This is a genomic window from Amycolatopsis sp. NPDC048633 (assembly GCF_040650695.1).
GTDB lineage: Bacteria > Actinomycetota > Actinomycetes > Mycobacteriales > Pseudonocardiaceae > Amycolatopsis.
In genome coordinates, this window is the sequence record NZ_JBEZHS010000001.1 from 272731 (window position 1) to 286912 (window position 14182).

Consider the following 14182-nt stretch of genomic DNA (forward strand, 5'->3'; position numbering starts at 1 on the left):
CGCGTGACCGGACGCGGAACTCACGTGATTGAAGGCGGATCTCGCGTGATGGGAAGGGCATCTCGCGTGATTGGGGAGGCATCACGCGTGATTGGCGGGGCGACACGGCGTTTCATGGGGTTACTCCGGTGAAGAGGTCCTCCTCCAGGTTGGGGCCTGGGGTCGGGTTGGCCAGGTGGTAGTCCTCGTGGGGCCAGGCTTTTCGTTCGATTTCGCGTGAGTGGGCGAAGAACGGGTGGGCCGGGTCGACCTGGGTCTTGTGGGCCAGGAGGGCACGGTCGCGCGTGGCGAAGTGGGACTCGCAGCGGATTCGGGTGGTGACCGTCGAAGGGTCTTCGAGCGGGAGTTCGGAGAGGACGTCGGCCATGGCGGACTCCAGGCCGGCGGCCAAGGTCGCATCGTGCAAGGTTTGGAACCACGCGCGGCTCAGGGTTGCTTGGTAGTACAGCTTTTGTGGTCGCCAGGGTTCGCCGGTGCCCGGGTAGCGGGCGGGGTCGGCGGCCGCGGTGAAGGCTTCGAGCGTCACCTCGTGGGTGCGGATGTGGTCCGGGTGGGGGTAGCCGCCGGTCTCGTCGTAGGTGATCACGACGTGAGGGCGGAACTCGCGGATCAGCGCGACCAGCGGAGCGGCCGCTTCGGACAGCGGAAGGGCCGCGAAGCAGCCTTCGGGCAGGGGCTCGCCTTCGCCGGGCAGGCCGGAGTCGACCAGGCCGAGGAAGCGCTGGCGGACACCCAGGATCTCGGCCGCGGCGGCCATCTCACGGCGACGGATCGCCGGGAGGTCAGCGCGGGCTTCGGTGGTGTCCACGGCCGGGTTGAGGATGTCGCCGCGTTCGCCGCCGGTGCAGGTGGCGACCAGGACGTCGACGCCTTCGGCCGCGTAACGGGCCAGGGTGGCCGCGCCCTTGCTGGACTCGTCGTCGGGGTGGGCGTGGACGCTCAGGAGGCGGAAGGTCATCGGATGCTCCTTCGAGGGAAGAAAGCCGCGGGAACCAGAGTGAGGGCGGACAGGGCCAGCGCCCAGGTGAACGTGGTGCCGAACGCCGTAGCCGGGGAGGACGAAGTCAGTGCACTGTGGAGGATCGCGGCCAAGAGGGCCGTGCCGAGCGAGCCGCCGACTCGGTTGACCACGTTGAACGCGCTGGCCGCTCGGGGGATGCGGGACCGCTCCAGGGAGCCGTACAGCGTGGTCATTCCCGGGGCGGTCGCCGCACCCAACCCGGCTCCGCGGATCAGGAGCGAGACCGTCAGCAGGACTCCGCCGGGCGCCGAGCCGAGCTGGGTGAACGCGACCGTTCCCAGCAGGGACAAGCCGATGCCGGCCAGCATCATCCGGCGGGGCCCGAAGCGGGCCAGCAGGCGGCCGCCCGCCAGCAGGACCGCTGCCGAGCCGAGGGCTTGGGGAGCCAGCAGCAGCCCCGCCTCCCACGGGCTCGCGTGCTCCACCTGCTCGTAGTACAGCGGCAGCAGCAACATCGAGCTGTACAGCGACGCACCCAGCAGAAAGGTGCTGACCGAAGCCACCGTGAAACCCTTGTCCCGGAACAGCTTCAGGTCGAGCACCGGCGACGGCGTCCGGGACGCCCGGATGCCGTACGCGGCCAGCAGCACAGCTCCGGCCACCCAAGCGACGACCACACCTTCGGCCAGGCCGTAGACGAACGCCGCGAGCCCCGGCGACAGCAGCAGAATCCCGCGAACGTCCAGCGGCGACCGAGCACCGGAAGGTGAAGGGGCCGGCAGCAGCCGGCGGGCAACCACGAACGTCGCCAGGCCCAGCGGGACGACGCCGAAGAACATCCAGCGCCAGCCGAAGTCCGCCACCAGGGCGCCGCCGAGTAGCGGGCCCAGGGCGGGGGCCACCGTGGCGGGCAGGGTGATCACCCCGATCATGCGCCCCAGCGCGGGCCCCGCCGACTGCGCGAACACCGCCTGCCCGACCGGCTGCATCAGCCCGCCGCCCAGGCCGTGGAGCACCCGGAACGCGATCAGCGCCGGCGCCGACCAGGCGAAGCCGCACAGCAACGTGCCCGCCGTGAAGATCGCCACCGCCGTCAGCCACACCGCGCGGCCGCCGAAGCGGTCGGTCAGCCAGCCCGACAGCGGGATCGCCGCCGACGCCGCGAGCAGGTACGCGCTCGCCACCCACTGCACCGTCGTGACCGGACTGCCCAGGTCACGGGCGATCGAGTCGATCCCGACGGTCACGATCGTCGCGTCGAGGATCGACAGCACCGCGCCCATGATCAGGACGCCGCCGAGCTTCCACAGCGCAGCGTCGGGACGGGCTATCGCTGTCGTCACCATCCACCCCCTCTAATTAGGTCGAACCTCAGATTAGGTCCGACCTACTCGCTGGGTCAAGCACAAACTTGGGTCCGACCCAGTAGAGTGACGCCCATGAGCGAGGGACTCCGGGCCCAGAAGAAGCACGAGACCAGGAAGACGATCTCGGACGTGGCGACGAAGCTGTTCATCCGCAACGGCTTCGAGGACGTGACGATCGCGGAGATCGCCACCGAGGCACGGGTCGCCAAGATGACCGTGACCAACCACTTCCCACGCAAGGAGGACCTGGTCTTCGACATCCGCGCGGACTTCACGTCCTGGCCGGCCACCCTGGTCCGCGACAGCGTCTTCCACGACACCCGCGAGCTCTACTTCGAAGCCCTGGGCGCCGAGCACGCGCTGGTCGGCTTCTCGGGCCCGGGCTTCGTGCGGATGATCAAGGAGAGCCCGATCCTGACGAACGCCCTGCACGAGATGCACCGCGAGCGCGAGGCCGCCCTCACGCACCTGCTGATCCGGCGCCACCCCGAGCAGGGGCTCGAGCCGGTGCTCGCCGCCGCCCACCTCGCCACGGTGCTGCGCGTGCTGTTCCAGGAGGTCTTCGACCGGACCCTCGAGGACGAGAAACAGATCTCCGACGCGCTGTGGCCCGCCGCCGAACAGGCCTTCGACCAGCTGGAACCGGTGCTCGGCCGGTACTAGCGCGCGGCGCCGGCCGGCCGCGCGTTGCGCAGCTCGGGCTCGGGGGCCCCCGCCACCTTCAGCACGCGCATCGAGCGCACGGCCCGCGCGTCCGACGGTGCCAGCAACGCCGTGAACCGCCGCACGACGAGCGCGGTCACCACCGCCAGGCCGGCCGCCGCCAGGTCGGTCAGCGCGACCAGCACGACGCTGTCGGCCATCGACTGGACGTCGTCGCGGAAGCGCCAGACGATCGTCACGCCCAGCAGCACCCAGTTCAGCAGCCAGGCGCCCCACCACACGAGCACCTGCCGCGACGGCTTCGGCCGGACGTCGCGCGGGCGGCTCAGCACCGCGTGCTCCAGCTCGCCGGCGATCGACAGCGCCATCGGCAGGTTCGCGATCGGGACGAGAACACCGACCAGCACCTGCCAGACCGGACGCGGCGGGTCGTCGCCCGAGACGTCGGCCGCCGCGCGACGGGCGACCAGCAGCCACCAGAGCGAGAGCCCGGCGGGCAGCAACGCGAGGATCGAGGCCAGCAGGCCCGCGGTGAGCACGAAGCCGTCGGAGAACGCCACCACCGACCGGTTCAGCGCGGACTCGCGGCCCTGGACGAGCAGCACGTACCGCCAGATCTCCGCGCCGGCGGCGACCACGGCGAGGACGGCGAACGCGAAGAGGACACCGACCAGGCTGCGGCTGAGCACCGGCATCCGGTCGATCGGGCGGACCTCGTCCGACGCCGTGCCGGGCACCGAAGTCGGGCGGCGCCAGACCAGGTTGGGGAAGCCCCAGCGGGGCGGCACCGGGTACGACGGCGGCCCGAAGTACCGCTCAGGAGGCGCGACCCGGCGACGCGGCCACGCGCCCGGCGGCGGGGTCGCCACCCAGCGCAGCTTCGGCCGGGGCCCGGGACGGCGGTGGTACGGGTACTGCTCCGGCCGGGCGGCCAGCGTCCGGCCCTGCAGCTGCTGGGCGTTCGGCGGCGGCGCCTGACGCGGCCAGTACCCAGGGGGGTACTGCGGAGGCTGACCCGGCTGCAAGGCTAGATCACTTCGGGATCGATGCCGGGGTGCTCGCCGACCATCGGCCGGCCTTCGCGCTGCCACGCGCCCATGCCGCCGGCGACGTTCACCGCGTCCCAGCCGCTCTGGTTGAGCCACGCGGTCGCCCGCGCGGACCGGCCGCCGCTGCGGCAGATCACGTGGATCGGCTGGTCGTCGGGCAGGTCGGTCAGCTCGCCGACGCGGGCGGGCAGCTCCCCCATCGGGATGTGCACCGCGCCGGGCGCGTGCCCGGCGGCCCACTCGTCGTCTTCGCGGACGTCGAGCAGCACGAGGCCGTCCTTGGGCAGGTCGCGGACCTCGGCGGTCGGCAGTTCAGCAGGGCTCACCACGATCTCCATGCTGCCATGCGGGGGCGTTGCCCGCGCGTGAGGTCCGACGTGCGCGGGCAACGCCAGTGACAACCGGGGCTCCGCCCCGGGCCGGGGGCTCCCCCACCCGGAACCCCCGAAAGCGGTTGGTCAATGCGTGACGGCCTTCTCCGCGCCCGCGCCGGTCAGTGCGCGGACCTCCATCTCGGCGTATTTGGCCTTGTTGCGCTCCTTCGACAGGACCGTGCCGAGCCAGCCGAGCAGGAACGCCGCCGGGATCGAGACCAGGCCCGGGTTGTCGAGCGGGAACCAGTGGAAGTCGACGCCCTGGATCATCGACGCGCTCTTGCCCGTCTTCGGGTCCACCGGCTTGCCCGAGACCGCCGGCGAGAAGACGATCAGCACGATCGTGACGAGCAGGCCGCCGTAGATCGACCACAGCGCGCCCTGGGTGTTGAACCGCTTCCAGAACAGCGAATACAGGATCGTCGGCAGGTTCGCCGACGCCGCCACCGCGAACGCCAGTGCCACCAGGAACGCGACGTTCTGGCTCTTCGCCAGGATGCCGCCCGCGATGGCCACCGCGCCGATCACCAGCGCCGTGATCCGCGCGACGCGGACCTCGCCGCCGGTGGAGACCCGGCCCTTCTTGATCACGTTCGCGTAGACGTCGTGGGCGAAGGACGCGGACGCCGTGATCGTCAGGCCGGCGACCACCGCGAGGATCGTCGCGAACGCCACCGCGGAGATGAACCCGAGCAGGACCGGTCCGCCGAGCTCCAAAGCCAGCAGCGGCGCCGCCGCGTTCGTCGTGCCGGGCGCCTTCGCGATCTTGTCCGGCCCGACGATCGCACCCGCGCCGTAGCCGAGCACCAGCGTGAACAGGTAGAACACACCGATCAGCACGATGGCCCAGACCACCGAGCGACGCGCGTCCTTCGCGGTCGGGACCGTGTAGAAGCGCATCAGGACGTGCGGCAGGCCCGCCGTGCCGAGCACCAGCGCGATGCCCAGCGACAGGAAGTCGAGCTTCGTCGTGCCCGTCTTGCCGTATTGCTTGCCCGGGTCGAGCAGGCCCGCGCCGCCCTTGTCGACGGCGGCCTGGAACAGGCTGGAGAGGTTGAAGCCGTACTTGCCGAGCACCCACAGCGTCATCGCGAACGCGCCCACGATCAGCAGGGCCGCCTTGATGATCTGCACCCAGGTGGTGCCCTTCATCCCGCCGATCAAGACGTACAGGATCATGATCACGCCGACGACGGCGATCACGATGTCCTGCCCCGCCTCGCCCGAGATGCCGAGCAGCAGGTTGACCAGGCCACCGGCGCCCGCCATCTGCGCGAGCAGGTAGAAGAACGAGACGGCCAGCGTCGAAACCGCCGCGGCCGCGCGCACCGGCCGCTGTTTCATGCGGAACGCGAGGACGTCGCCCATCGTGAACTTGCCGGTGTTGCGGAGCAGTTCCGCGACGAGCAGCAGCGCGACGAGCCACGCGACCAGGAAACCGACCGAATAGAGGAAACCGTCGTAGCCGTTGACGGCGATCGCGCCCGCGATGCCGAGGAACGACGCCGCGGAAAGGTAGTCACCGGAAATCGCGATGCCGTTCTGCGGGCCGGTGAACGCCCGGCCGGCGGCGTAGTAGTCCGACGCCGTCTTCGTGTTCCGGCTGGCCCGGAACACGATCACCAGCGTGATCGCGACGAAGACCAGGAAGATGATGATGTTGAGGGTGGAGTTGCTGCCCTCCACGCCCGCCGCGAGGTTCATTTGACCGGGTCCCCTTCGATCTCGGCGCGGATCTCGTCGGCGACCGGGTCGAGCTTCCGGTTGGCGTAGCGCACATACAGGCCCGTGATGACGAACGTCGAGACGAACTGCAGCAGGCCGAACACCAGGCCGACGTTGATGTTGCCGGCCAGCTTCGTGCTCATGAAGCCGTGCGCGTAGTCGGCGAGGAGCACGTACAGCAGGTACCAAAGCAGGAACAGCGCGGTCATCGGGAACACGAACACCCGCAACCGGCGGCGCAGGTCCGTGAATTCGGGACTCCCCTGGACGCTCTCCCAGTCGGTCTGCGGCCCCGCGCCACCGACGTCGTGTTCGGTGCTGCTCACAGCGGATCTCCACCTTCCCGTTCTCGTACTGGCCGTACTGTTTGAAGCCAACGGACCGTAAAGAGTTAACGGCGTAGTTGGTAAGCCCCCAATCGGGCGCTTGACCTTGAGTAGAAACCCACTGAGAGATTCGCGCACGATGTCCGGTTGCCGGACCGGCATTCACTCGATCGGGTAAAGAATTCCTGACCGACGGTCAATAAATCACTTGCGGTGCCGGCCCCGGCCCGCGATGCGCGTCTTCTCCTCGGCCTGACCGAACCGCGCGACCGCCCTGTCCCGCATGAAGCCGAGCGGGTCGGGAGCATGCAGCCGCAGCATGATGTCGTGCACGTGCTCCGGACGCCCGTACCCGGTGGCACGGCTGACGAAGTACGTCGTCACGAACGCGACCGGCACGGTGATCAGCGCCGGCTGGTTGACGAACCACGGCGCCCAGCCGCCGGTGTACCCGCTCACGACGTTGACGATCAGCGCGGCCAGCACCAGCCCACCGCCGACGAACATCCCGGCCAGCGCACCCGGCCAGGACAGCTTGCGCCACCAGATGCCCAGCACCAGCAACGGGCTGAACGTCGACGCGGCGAGCGCGAACGTCAGCCCGATCGACAGCGAGATGTCCTCCGGCCGCAGCGCGACCGCCAGCGCGATCGGGAACAGCGCGACCAGCCCGGTCGCGACGCGGAAGTCGCGGACCCGGCCGGGCAGCAGGTCGGTCGACACCACGCCGGCGACGCTGACCAGCAGCCCGGACGTGCTGGACAGGAACGCGGCAAACGCGCCGGCCGCGGTGACCGCGCCGAGGATCTGGCCGCCGACCCCCGGCAGCATCGCCGAGGGCAACCGCAGGATCGCCGCGTCCGTCTTGCCGGTGACCAGCAGCTCCGGGACGTACATCCGGGACAGCGCGCCCAGCAGCGTCGGGAACAGGTAGAAGAGACCGAGCAGCAGCAGGACGTGCACGGTGGTGCGGCGCGCGGCCTTGCCGTCGGGGTTGGTGTAGAAGCGGACCAGCACGTGCGGCAGGCCCATCGTGCCCAGGAACGTCGCGAACATCAGCGAGTACGTCTGGAGCAGGTCGGTGAGGCTGCCCGACGCCGGGTGCAGCCAGTTCGCGTTGTCCGCGACGGAGTCGCTGACCACCGGCACCGGCGTGCCGGCCAGGAACTTCAGCGTGGTGCCCTCGGAAACCGTGTGCGGCGCCAGCGGGGTCCAGTGCGTCGGCCCGGCGGCCGGGCCGTTGTCGGTGCGGCCGTACGCCCAGAGGTAGGTGTCGCTCCGGACGTGGAGGGTGACGTCGGTTTGGACGTCCACTGTGGTGTCGCTGGTGAACACCGGCGGCGCGGGCGCGCCGAGCGGCCGGAAGCCGTCCGGGCCGCCGCCGGCGAAGAAGACCATGCACAGCACGAAGGCGGGCACCGAGATCGCGAACAGCTTGAGCCAGTACTGGAAGGCCTGGACGACGGTGATCGCGCGCATGCCGCCGGCGATCACGTTGAACGCCACCAGGACCATCACCACGACCGCGCCGGCCCAGACCGGCACCGGCAGGATGGTCGCCAGCGTCAGGCCCGCGCCCTGCAGCTGCGGGACCATGTAGAGGATCCCGATGAACACGACGAACGCCGTGGAGAACCGGCGCAGGCCCGTCGAGCCGAGCCGCATCTCGACGAAGTCGGGCAGCGTGTACGCGCCGGAGCGCCGCAGCGGCGCCGCGACGAAGAGCATCAGGGCGAGGTAGCCCGCGGTGAAGCCGATCGGGAACCACAGCGCGTCGGCGCCGTCCTTGAGCACGATCCCCGCGATGCCGAGGAACGACGCCGCGGACAGGTACTCACCGGAGATCGCGGCGGCGTTGCGGCGGGACCGCACGGTCCGCCGGGCGACCAGGAAGTCGTGCGTGCTCGTGGCCGAACGCGAAGAGCGGTGCCCGAGGAAGAACGTCACCACGGCGACCAGCACGATGCCGGTCAAGGCCCACGGGTTCAGCTGCACGGGGGAATCCTCGCACGAGTGGGTGCGAAACTAGTTTTCGATCATGTCCACGAACGCGCGTTCGTTGCGTTCGGCCAGCCGGTTGTACCAGATGCCCACGCCGAACAGGAACGGGAACGGCAGGACGCCGAGGATCAGCCAGGCCACCGGAATGCCCGCCAGGCTCAACCGGGAGAACCCGGGAACCAGGTAGAACAGCACCGGCAACGAGCCGAACACGACGACGACGAGGCCGGCCAGCAGCATCGCCGTCCGCAGCTGGACCTTCACCAGGTGGTCCTTCACCAGCAGCTTTCCCCAGCTGGTCTGCTCTTCCAGCTCGACTCGGGCGCGCAGGGTGCCGGCGCCGCGCCGCGGGTCGTTGAGGATCACTCGTTCCCGCTTGGGCCTGGCGTGGTGGTCCGGCTTCGGCGGCTCGTCCTCCGGCGCCGGCGGGAGCGGCTCGACGACGGCCTGGTCCGTCGGCTGCGGCAGCGGCCGCTGCTGGCGGGTGCGCCGGCCGAGCGTCGGATCGGGCTCGCGCACGCCGTTCGCGCGGCGCTCGTAGAAGTCGTCGGTCATGCCCGGGCCCGGCTCAGCCGTTCCGGCCCGAACCGACCAGCCGGTCCTTCAGCGCGCGGGTGTGCCGCCGGCTGACCGGCAGCACCTTCTCCTCGTTGCCGATCACGACCTGGTAGCCGCCCTGGCCCATCCGCAGCTCGGTGATGAGCGGCAGCGCGACCAGGAACGACCGGTGGATCCGGACGAACCCGGCCTTCTCCCAGCGTTCCTCGAGCTGGGCCAGCGGGATGCGGACCAGGTGGCTGCCTTCGGTGGTGAACAACCGTGCGTAGTCGCCCTGCGCCTCGACCCAGCGGACCGAGGAGCGCGGGATGAGCTTGGTGGTGCCCGCCAGCTCGACCGGGATGACCTCGTCGTCGTTCTTCACGCCCGGCTCGCCGCCGAGGGCCCCAGGGGCCGGCGCCGCGGCCGCGGCCAGCTTCTCGATCACGCGCGAGATCGCGCGGTCCAGCCTGTCCTGCTGGTACGGCTTCAGCACGTAGTCGAGGGCGCCGAGGTCGAAGGCGTTGACCGCCTCTTCGGCGTGCCCCGTGACGAACACGAGCGCGGGCGAGGGCCGGAGCGCGGCGAACACGCGCGACATCTCCATCCCGGACAACCCGGGCATGTCGATGTCGGCGAAGACGGCGTCGACGATCGGCAGGCCACGCTCCTTGCGGTCGCGTAGCCTCGGGTCGTCGGTCGACAGCAGCCGCAGTGCCTCCGACGCGTCGATCGCCGGGAACACCTTCGCGACGTGCGGGCTGTTTCGCAGGCAGTGGACTAGTTCGTCCAGACCTCGAGGCTCGTCGTCCACAGCCAGGACCACGAGCTTCCGGGTGTCATCGTGAGCACTCACAGTGAAACGCATCCTGCCCATTGCCGAGTGCAATGTCCAGCCCCCGTCTGCCTGAAGTGAGAGGGGCTCCGCCGACGAGCCGCCCGTCGGCGGAGTCCCTCGCTATCAATGCACGAACGTGAACCAGTTCAGGTTCACGAAGTCGGCGGACTGACCGCTCGTGAACGTCACGTACACGTTGTGCGTCCCGGTCACCCCGCTGATGTTCGCGGGGACGGTCCGCCAGCTCTGCCAGCCGCCGGTGTTGCCGACCGCGAAGCTGCCGATGGGTGCGTTCGAGAGGCTGTCGAGCCGCACCTCGACCAGCCCGCTGACCCCGCTGCCCGCGCCGGAGGCCACGCGCGCCTGGAAGTTGGTCGCCGCGCTGCTCCCGAAGTCGACGTTCGGGTAGAGCGCCCAGTCGCCGTTGCCCGCGGGACCGATGTTCTGGCCGCCGCCGGTGTCGCTGGTCGTCTGCTTGGCCAGGCCGTTCTGCTGGCTGTACGACTCGGCCTGGATGGTGCTGTACGCGCTGCCACCGCCGGACGGCGGCGTGGTGGTCGTGGTCGGCGGGGTCGTGGTCCCGCCGCCACCCGAGCCGCGCGTGGTGACCGTCACGTAGTCGACGACCATCGGGCGGCCCGGCACGATCCCCGGCCCCGGCGTGGTCGTGCCGGAGTTGTTGTTCGGGAACGCGCCGCCGATCGCCACGTTCAGCAGCACGAAGTAGCCCTGGTGGGTGGTCATGTTCGCCCACGTCGTCGCGTCGACCTGGTTCTGGCTGACCGAGTGGAACTGCTGCCCGTCGACGAACCAGCGGAACACCTGCGGGCTGCTGCTGGCGTCCCATTCGAAGCGGTAGGTGTGGAAGGCCGACTGGCAGCTGCTGCCGGGGCACGCCCGGTTGGCGACGATGCCGGTGGTCTCGTTGCACGGGCCGCCCGGGTTGACGCCGCAGTGCAGGACCCCCCAGACGGAGTTGATCCCGTTGACGTTCTCCATGATGTCGAACTCGCCGACGGCCGGCCAGTTCCACCAGTTGCCGCGGTAGGGGCCGCCGAGGGCCCAGAACGCCGGCCAGTAGCCGAGCGCCGCCGCGCCGGTGACGTTCGGCATCTGGATCCGGCTTTCGATGCGCAGGACGCCGCCGGCCGGGGGCTTGAAGTCGGTGCGCTGGGTTTCGATCCGCGCCGACGTCCAGTTGCCGGAGCCGTCGCGCAACGGCGTGATGCGGAGGTTGCCGGCGCCGTCCTGAGAGAGGTTGCTGGTGCTCGACGTGTAGTTCTGGATCTCGCCGGTGCCCCAGTTGCCGGGGCCGCCGGGGTAGGCGTGGCCGGTGTCGATGATCCAGTTCGAGCCGGACGGCAGCGAACCGGAGCCGCCGGTGAAGTCGTCGGCGAACACCGTGGTCCAGCCCGATTCGGGCGGCGGGATCGACGCCGCGGCGGGCATGGTCAGCGGGATCGCGATGAGCGCGGCGCCCAGCACGGCACCGAGGGTGAGTCTTCGGGAGCGGGAGAAGTGGGGCATCGGGTACGACCTCCTCGTCGTCCGGATTTGTTGCCGGTCGCAACAAAGCCCGTCGACAAGGGGACCTCTCGACCCGGGAAGATCGCCAGGGGCCGTTACGAGGGAAGAGTGATCTGGGTCACAAAGTCTGCCCGGAACTACTCGAACCGGACAACCCGAGCAAAGCCGACCCGATGACGTGCAGCGCGTCTTCGATACCCGGCAGCGTACGCAGGTGCGGGGTCCGCGCGACGTCGTTGACCACCGTGAGGACGGCTTGGACGCGCACCCGCGCCGGACCGGCGCCCAGGTCCGGGTGGGCGTCGAGCAGCAGGCCGACCCACGCCCCGACGTACTCGCGCTGGGTGCGGCGCAGGTCGTGCCGCCCGGGTTCCGGCAGCAGCCCGACCTCGGTGATCAGCAGGTCGACGACGTCGTGGTGGGCCAGCGAATACCCCGTGTAGGACCGCAGCAGCGTGGGCAACGACGCCGTCCGCAGCCCTTCGCCGAGCGCGTCGGCGCCGGTGCTCAAGGCCGTCATCAGCAGCTCGGCCTTGCTCTCGAAGTGGTGGTACACGCTCGGCCCGGCGATCCCGGCCGCCGCGCCGACCTCCTCGATGGCGACGCTGTGGAAGCCGCGCTCGGCGAAGAGCCGGGTCGCGGTCGTCAGCAGCAGCTCGCGCCGGTTCGCGGGCTCGACGACCGGGGCGGCAGCGCGTTTTCCCAGGTCCGGGAGGGGCACCGACGCGACCGCCGTGGCCAGGGACGTCATCAGCTCGTCGTAGGCCGGGCGCGGCAGGTCGACGCGCTGGAAGGAGACGCTGACCAGCACCGCGAGCACCGCCCAGGCCAGCAGCCCGGCCTGGTCGGCGGTCAGCTCCCGGCGCCGGTCCCCCAGGTGCCCGGCGAGCTGCCGCGCCAGCCGCCGTAGTGCTTCGCCGACGCGGTGGCGTTCGGCCGGCTCGAGGTGGCGGGACTCGCGTTGCCAGAGGACCCCGACGTCGCGCCGGTCGAGCGCACCGGTCGCCAGTTCGGCGAGGTCGGTGACGGCGAGCGCGGTCAGCGCGTCCTCGACCACCGCGGCCAGCAGCTCCTGCTTGCCGCGGAAGTGCCGGTACAGCGCAGACGGCCCGATCGCGACGGCCTCGGCGATGTCGCCCATCGAGACGTGCGGGTAGCCGCGGCGGACGAACAGCTCGGCGGCCGCGGCCACGATCAGCGCGCGGCGGTTGCGCGGCCGGGTGCCGCGAGGGGGTGCGGACACTCAGTGGACCCCGCGGGCGCCGTCGGTCCAGTGCCGCTTCCGCAGCTCCCGCTTGAGGATCTTGCCCGCGCCGGACATCGGGAGCGCGTCGGTGAACTCGAACGTGCGCGGCACCTTGTAGCCCGCGATCGCTTCGCGGCAGAAGTCGCGCAGCTCGTCGCCGGTCGCTTCCTGGCCGTCCAGCAGGACGACGACGGCGTGCACCCGCTCGCCCCACCGCTCGTCCGGCACGCCGATCACCGCGCACGCGGCCACCGACGGGTGCTTCGCGAGCGCGTTCTCCACCTCGGCCGAGTACACGTTCTCGCCGCCGGACACGATCATGTCCTTGATCCGGTCGACGACGAAGACGTACCCGCGCTCGTCCATGTAGCCGCCGTCGCCGGTGTGCATCCAGCCGCCGCGCAACGCGGTCGCCGTCTCCTCGGGCCGCTTCCAGTAGCCGAGCATCACGTGGTCGCCGCGGCAGACGATCTCGCCGACGGTGTGCCGCGGTACCTCGGCGTCCTCGGGGTCGACGATCCGGACCTCGGCGTGCGGCGCGGCCCGGCCGGCGGCGCGGCGCAACGCGGGGTCGTCGTGGTCCTCCGTGGACAGCAGCGTCGCGACCGGCGACAACTCCGTCATGCCGTACGCCTGCACGAAACCCGCGCCGGGGAACGTCTTCCGCGCGCGCTCGAGCACGGACTCGGAGATCGGCGAAGCGCCGTAGACGACGTGCTGCATCGACGTGAGGTCGTGCTTCCCGACGTCCGGGTGGTCGACGAGCAGCTGGATCATCGTCGGCACCAGCAGCGTGTCCGTGACGCCCTGGCCGCTGATCGCGTCGAGCACGCCGGCCGGGGTGAACATCGGGACGATCACGTGGGTCGAGCCGACGAGCTGCCCGGCCGCCCAGGCCGCGCCGTCGGCCAGGTGGAACATCGGCGCGGCGTGCAGCAGCTTCCCGCGGGCGGCGAGGAACCGGCCGGTGGCGAGACTGCCCAGCGCCGACGTCAGCAGGTTGCGGTGGCTGAGCATGACGCCCTTGGGCGTGCCCGTGGTGCCGCCGGTGTAGTAGACGCCGAGCAGGTCGTCCCCACCGCGGCGCGCGTCGCCGACCGGGTCGGCACCGGCGACGAGGTCCTCGTAGCCGAGCATCCCGTCCGGCGTCGGCGCTTCGCCGATGTGGACGACCGTGGTCACGCCGGCCTCGCGCAGCTTCGGGATCATCGGGACGAAGGCGTCGTCGACGAGCAGCACGCGCGTGTCGGATTCGGTCAGCGAGTAGGCGATCTCCGCCGGGCTCCAGCGGATGTTGATCGGGTTGAGGACGGCGTTCGCCCACGGCGTGGCCAGCAGGTACTCGTGGTAGCGGTCGGAGTTGAGGGCGAGGATGCCGACGCGGTCACCGGCGCCGACGCCGAGCTCCTTGAGCGCCCCGGCGAACCGGGCGACCCGCCCGGCGACCTCGCCGACGGTCCGGACCCGGTCGCCGAACACGGTCATCGGCCGGTCCGGCCCCTGCTGCACAGCCTGGTGGAGGGTCTGCGTGAGGTGCATCCACCGCTCCTTTGCGGTCCGGTACCCTA

13 protein-coding genes are annotated in these 14182 nt (G+C 70.7%); 1 reads left to right on the plus strand and 12 read right to left on the minus strand.

Annotation, left to right across the window (positions count from 1 at the left end):
* Positions 1–112: 112 nt before the first annotated feature.
* Together mca and AB0C38_RS01445 are read right to left on the minus strand one after the other, a co-directional pair.
* Positions 113–958: a mycothiol conjugate amidase Mca gene (mca, locus tag AB0C38_RS01440; RefSeq protein ID WP_360664710.1), complete on the minus strand. Its 846-nt coding sequence runs from the start codon at positions 956–958 to the stop codon at positions 113–115.
* On the minus strand, positions 955–2304 hold the full coding sequence (locus AB0C38_RS01445; RefSeq protein ID WP_360664713.1) for a DHA2 family efflux MFS transporter permease subunit: 1350 nt from the start codon (positions 2302–2304) through the stop codon (positions 955–957). Before AB0C38_RS01445 ends, mca begins: the two co-directional genes overlap by 4 nt.
* Positions 2305–2400: 96 nt before the next feature.
* Here AB0C38_RS01445 and AB0C38_RS01450 point away from each other — a divergent pair, with 96 nt between their 5' ends.
* Positions 2401–2991 (plus strand): TetR/AcrR family transcriptional regulator, encoded by a 591-nt coding sequence (locus tag AB0C38_RS01450; protein WP_360664716.1) that lies wholly within the window; start codon positions 2401–2403, stop codon positions 2989–2991.
* On the opposite strand, the gene AB0C38_RS01455 is transcribed toward AB0C38_RS01450, so the two are convergent.
* From AB0C38_RS01455 to AB0C38_RS01500, 10 genes are all read right to left on the minus strand, one after another.
* Positions 2988–4016, minus strand: a complete 1029-nt coding sequence (locus AB0C38_RS01455; RefSeq protein ID WP_360664719.1) for a DUF4328 domain-containing protein — start codon at positions 4014–4016, stop codon at positions 2988–2990. The two genes, AB0C38_RS01450 and AB0C38_RS01455, sit on opposite strands and share 4 nt — an antisense overlap.
* 2 nt (positions 4017–4018) lie before the next feature.
* Positions 4019–4378, minus strand: coding sequence for a rhodanese-like domain-containing protein (locus AB0C38_RS01460; RefSeq protein WP_247016004.1), 360 nt, complete (start codon positions 4376–4378; stop codon positions 4019–4021).
* 120 nt (positions 4379–4498) lie between these two features.
* Positions 4499–6118 carry a cation acetate symporter gene (locus tag AB0C38_RS01465; RefSeq protein WP_360664722.1) on the minus strand — a complete coding sequence of 540 codons (1620 nt, stop codon included), beginning with the start codon at positions 6116–6118 and terminating at the stop codon, positions 4499–4501.
* Positions 6115–6465 carry a DUF485 domain-containing protein gene (locus tag AB0C38_RS01470; protein ID WP_360664725.1) on the minus strand — a complete coding sequence of 117 codons (351 nt, stop codon included), beginning with the start codon at positions 6463–6465 and terminating at the stop codon, positions 6115–6117. The genes AB0C38_RS01465 and AB0C38_RS01470 overlap by 4 nt, the downstream gene beginning before the upstream one ends.
* A 204-nt stretch (positions 6466–6669) precedes the next feature.
* Positions 6670–8460: a cation acetate symporter gene (locus AB0C38_RS01475; RefSeq protein ID WP_360664727.1), complete on the minus strand. Its 1791-nt coding sequence runs from the start codon at positions 8458–8460 to the stop codon at positions 6670–6672.
* Between the two features lie 30 nt (positions 8461–8490).
* Positions 8491–9021, minus strand: coding sequence for a hypothetical protein (locus AB0C38_RS01480; protein ID WP_360664730.1), 531 nt, complete (start codon positions 9019–9021; stop codon positions 8491–8493).
* A gap of 13 nt (positions 9022–9034) precedes the next feature.
* Complete coding sequence (locus AB0C38_RS01485) at positions 9035–9871, minus strand: LytTR family DNA-binding domain-containing protein (RefSeq protein ID WP_360664733.1); 837 nt, start codon at positions 9869–9871, stop codon at positions 9035–9037.
* A 93-nt stretch (positions 9872–9964) separates the two neighbouring features.
* A complete protein-coding gene (locus AB0C38_RS01490) occupies positions 9965–11368 on the minus strand; it encodes a carbohydrate-binding protein (RefSeq protein WP_360664736.1) in 1404 nt (467 codons plus the stop codon).
* A gap of 118 nt (positions 11369–11486) precedes the next feature.
* Complete coding sequence (locus AB0C38_RS01495; protein ID WP_360664739.1) at positions 11487–12611, minus strand: TetR family transcriptional regulator; 1125 nt, start codon at positions 12609–12611, stop codon at positions 11487–11489.
* Positions 12612–14153 carry a long-chain-fatty-acid--CoA ligase gene (locus AB0C38_RS01500; protein WP_360664742.1) on the minus strand — a complete coding sequence of 514 codons (1542 nt, stop codon included), beginning with the start codon at positions 14151–14153 and terminating at the stop codon, positions 12612–12614.
* Positions 14154–14182: the final 29 nt, after the last annotated feature.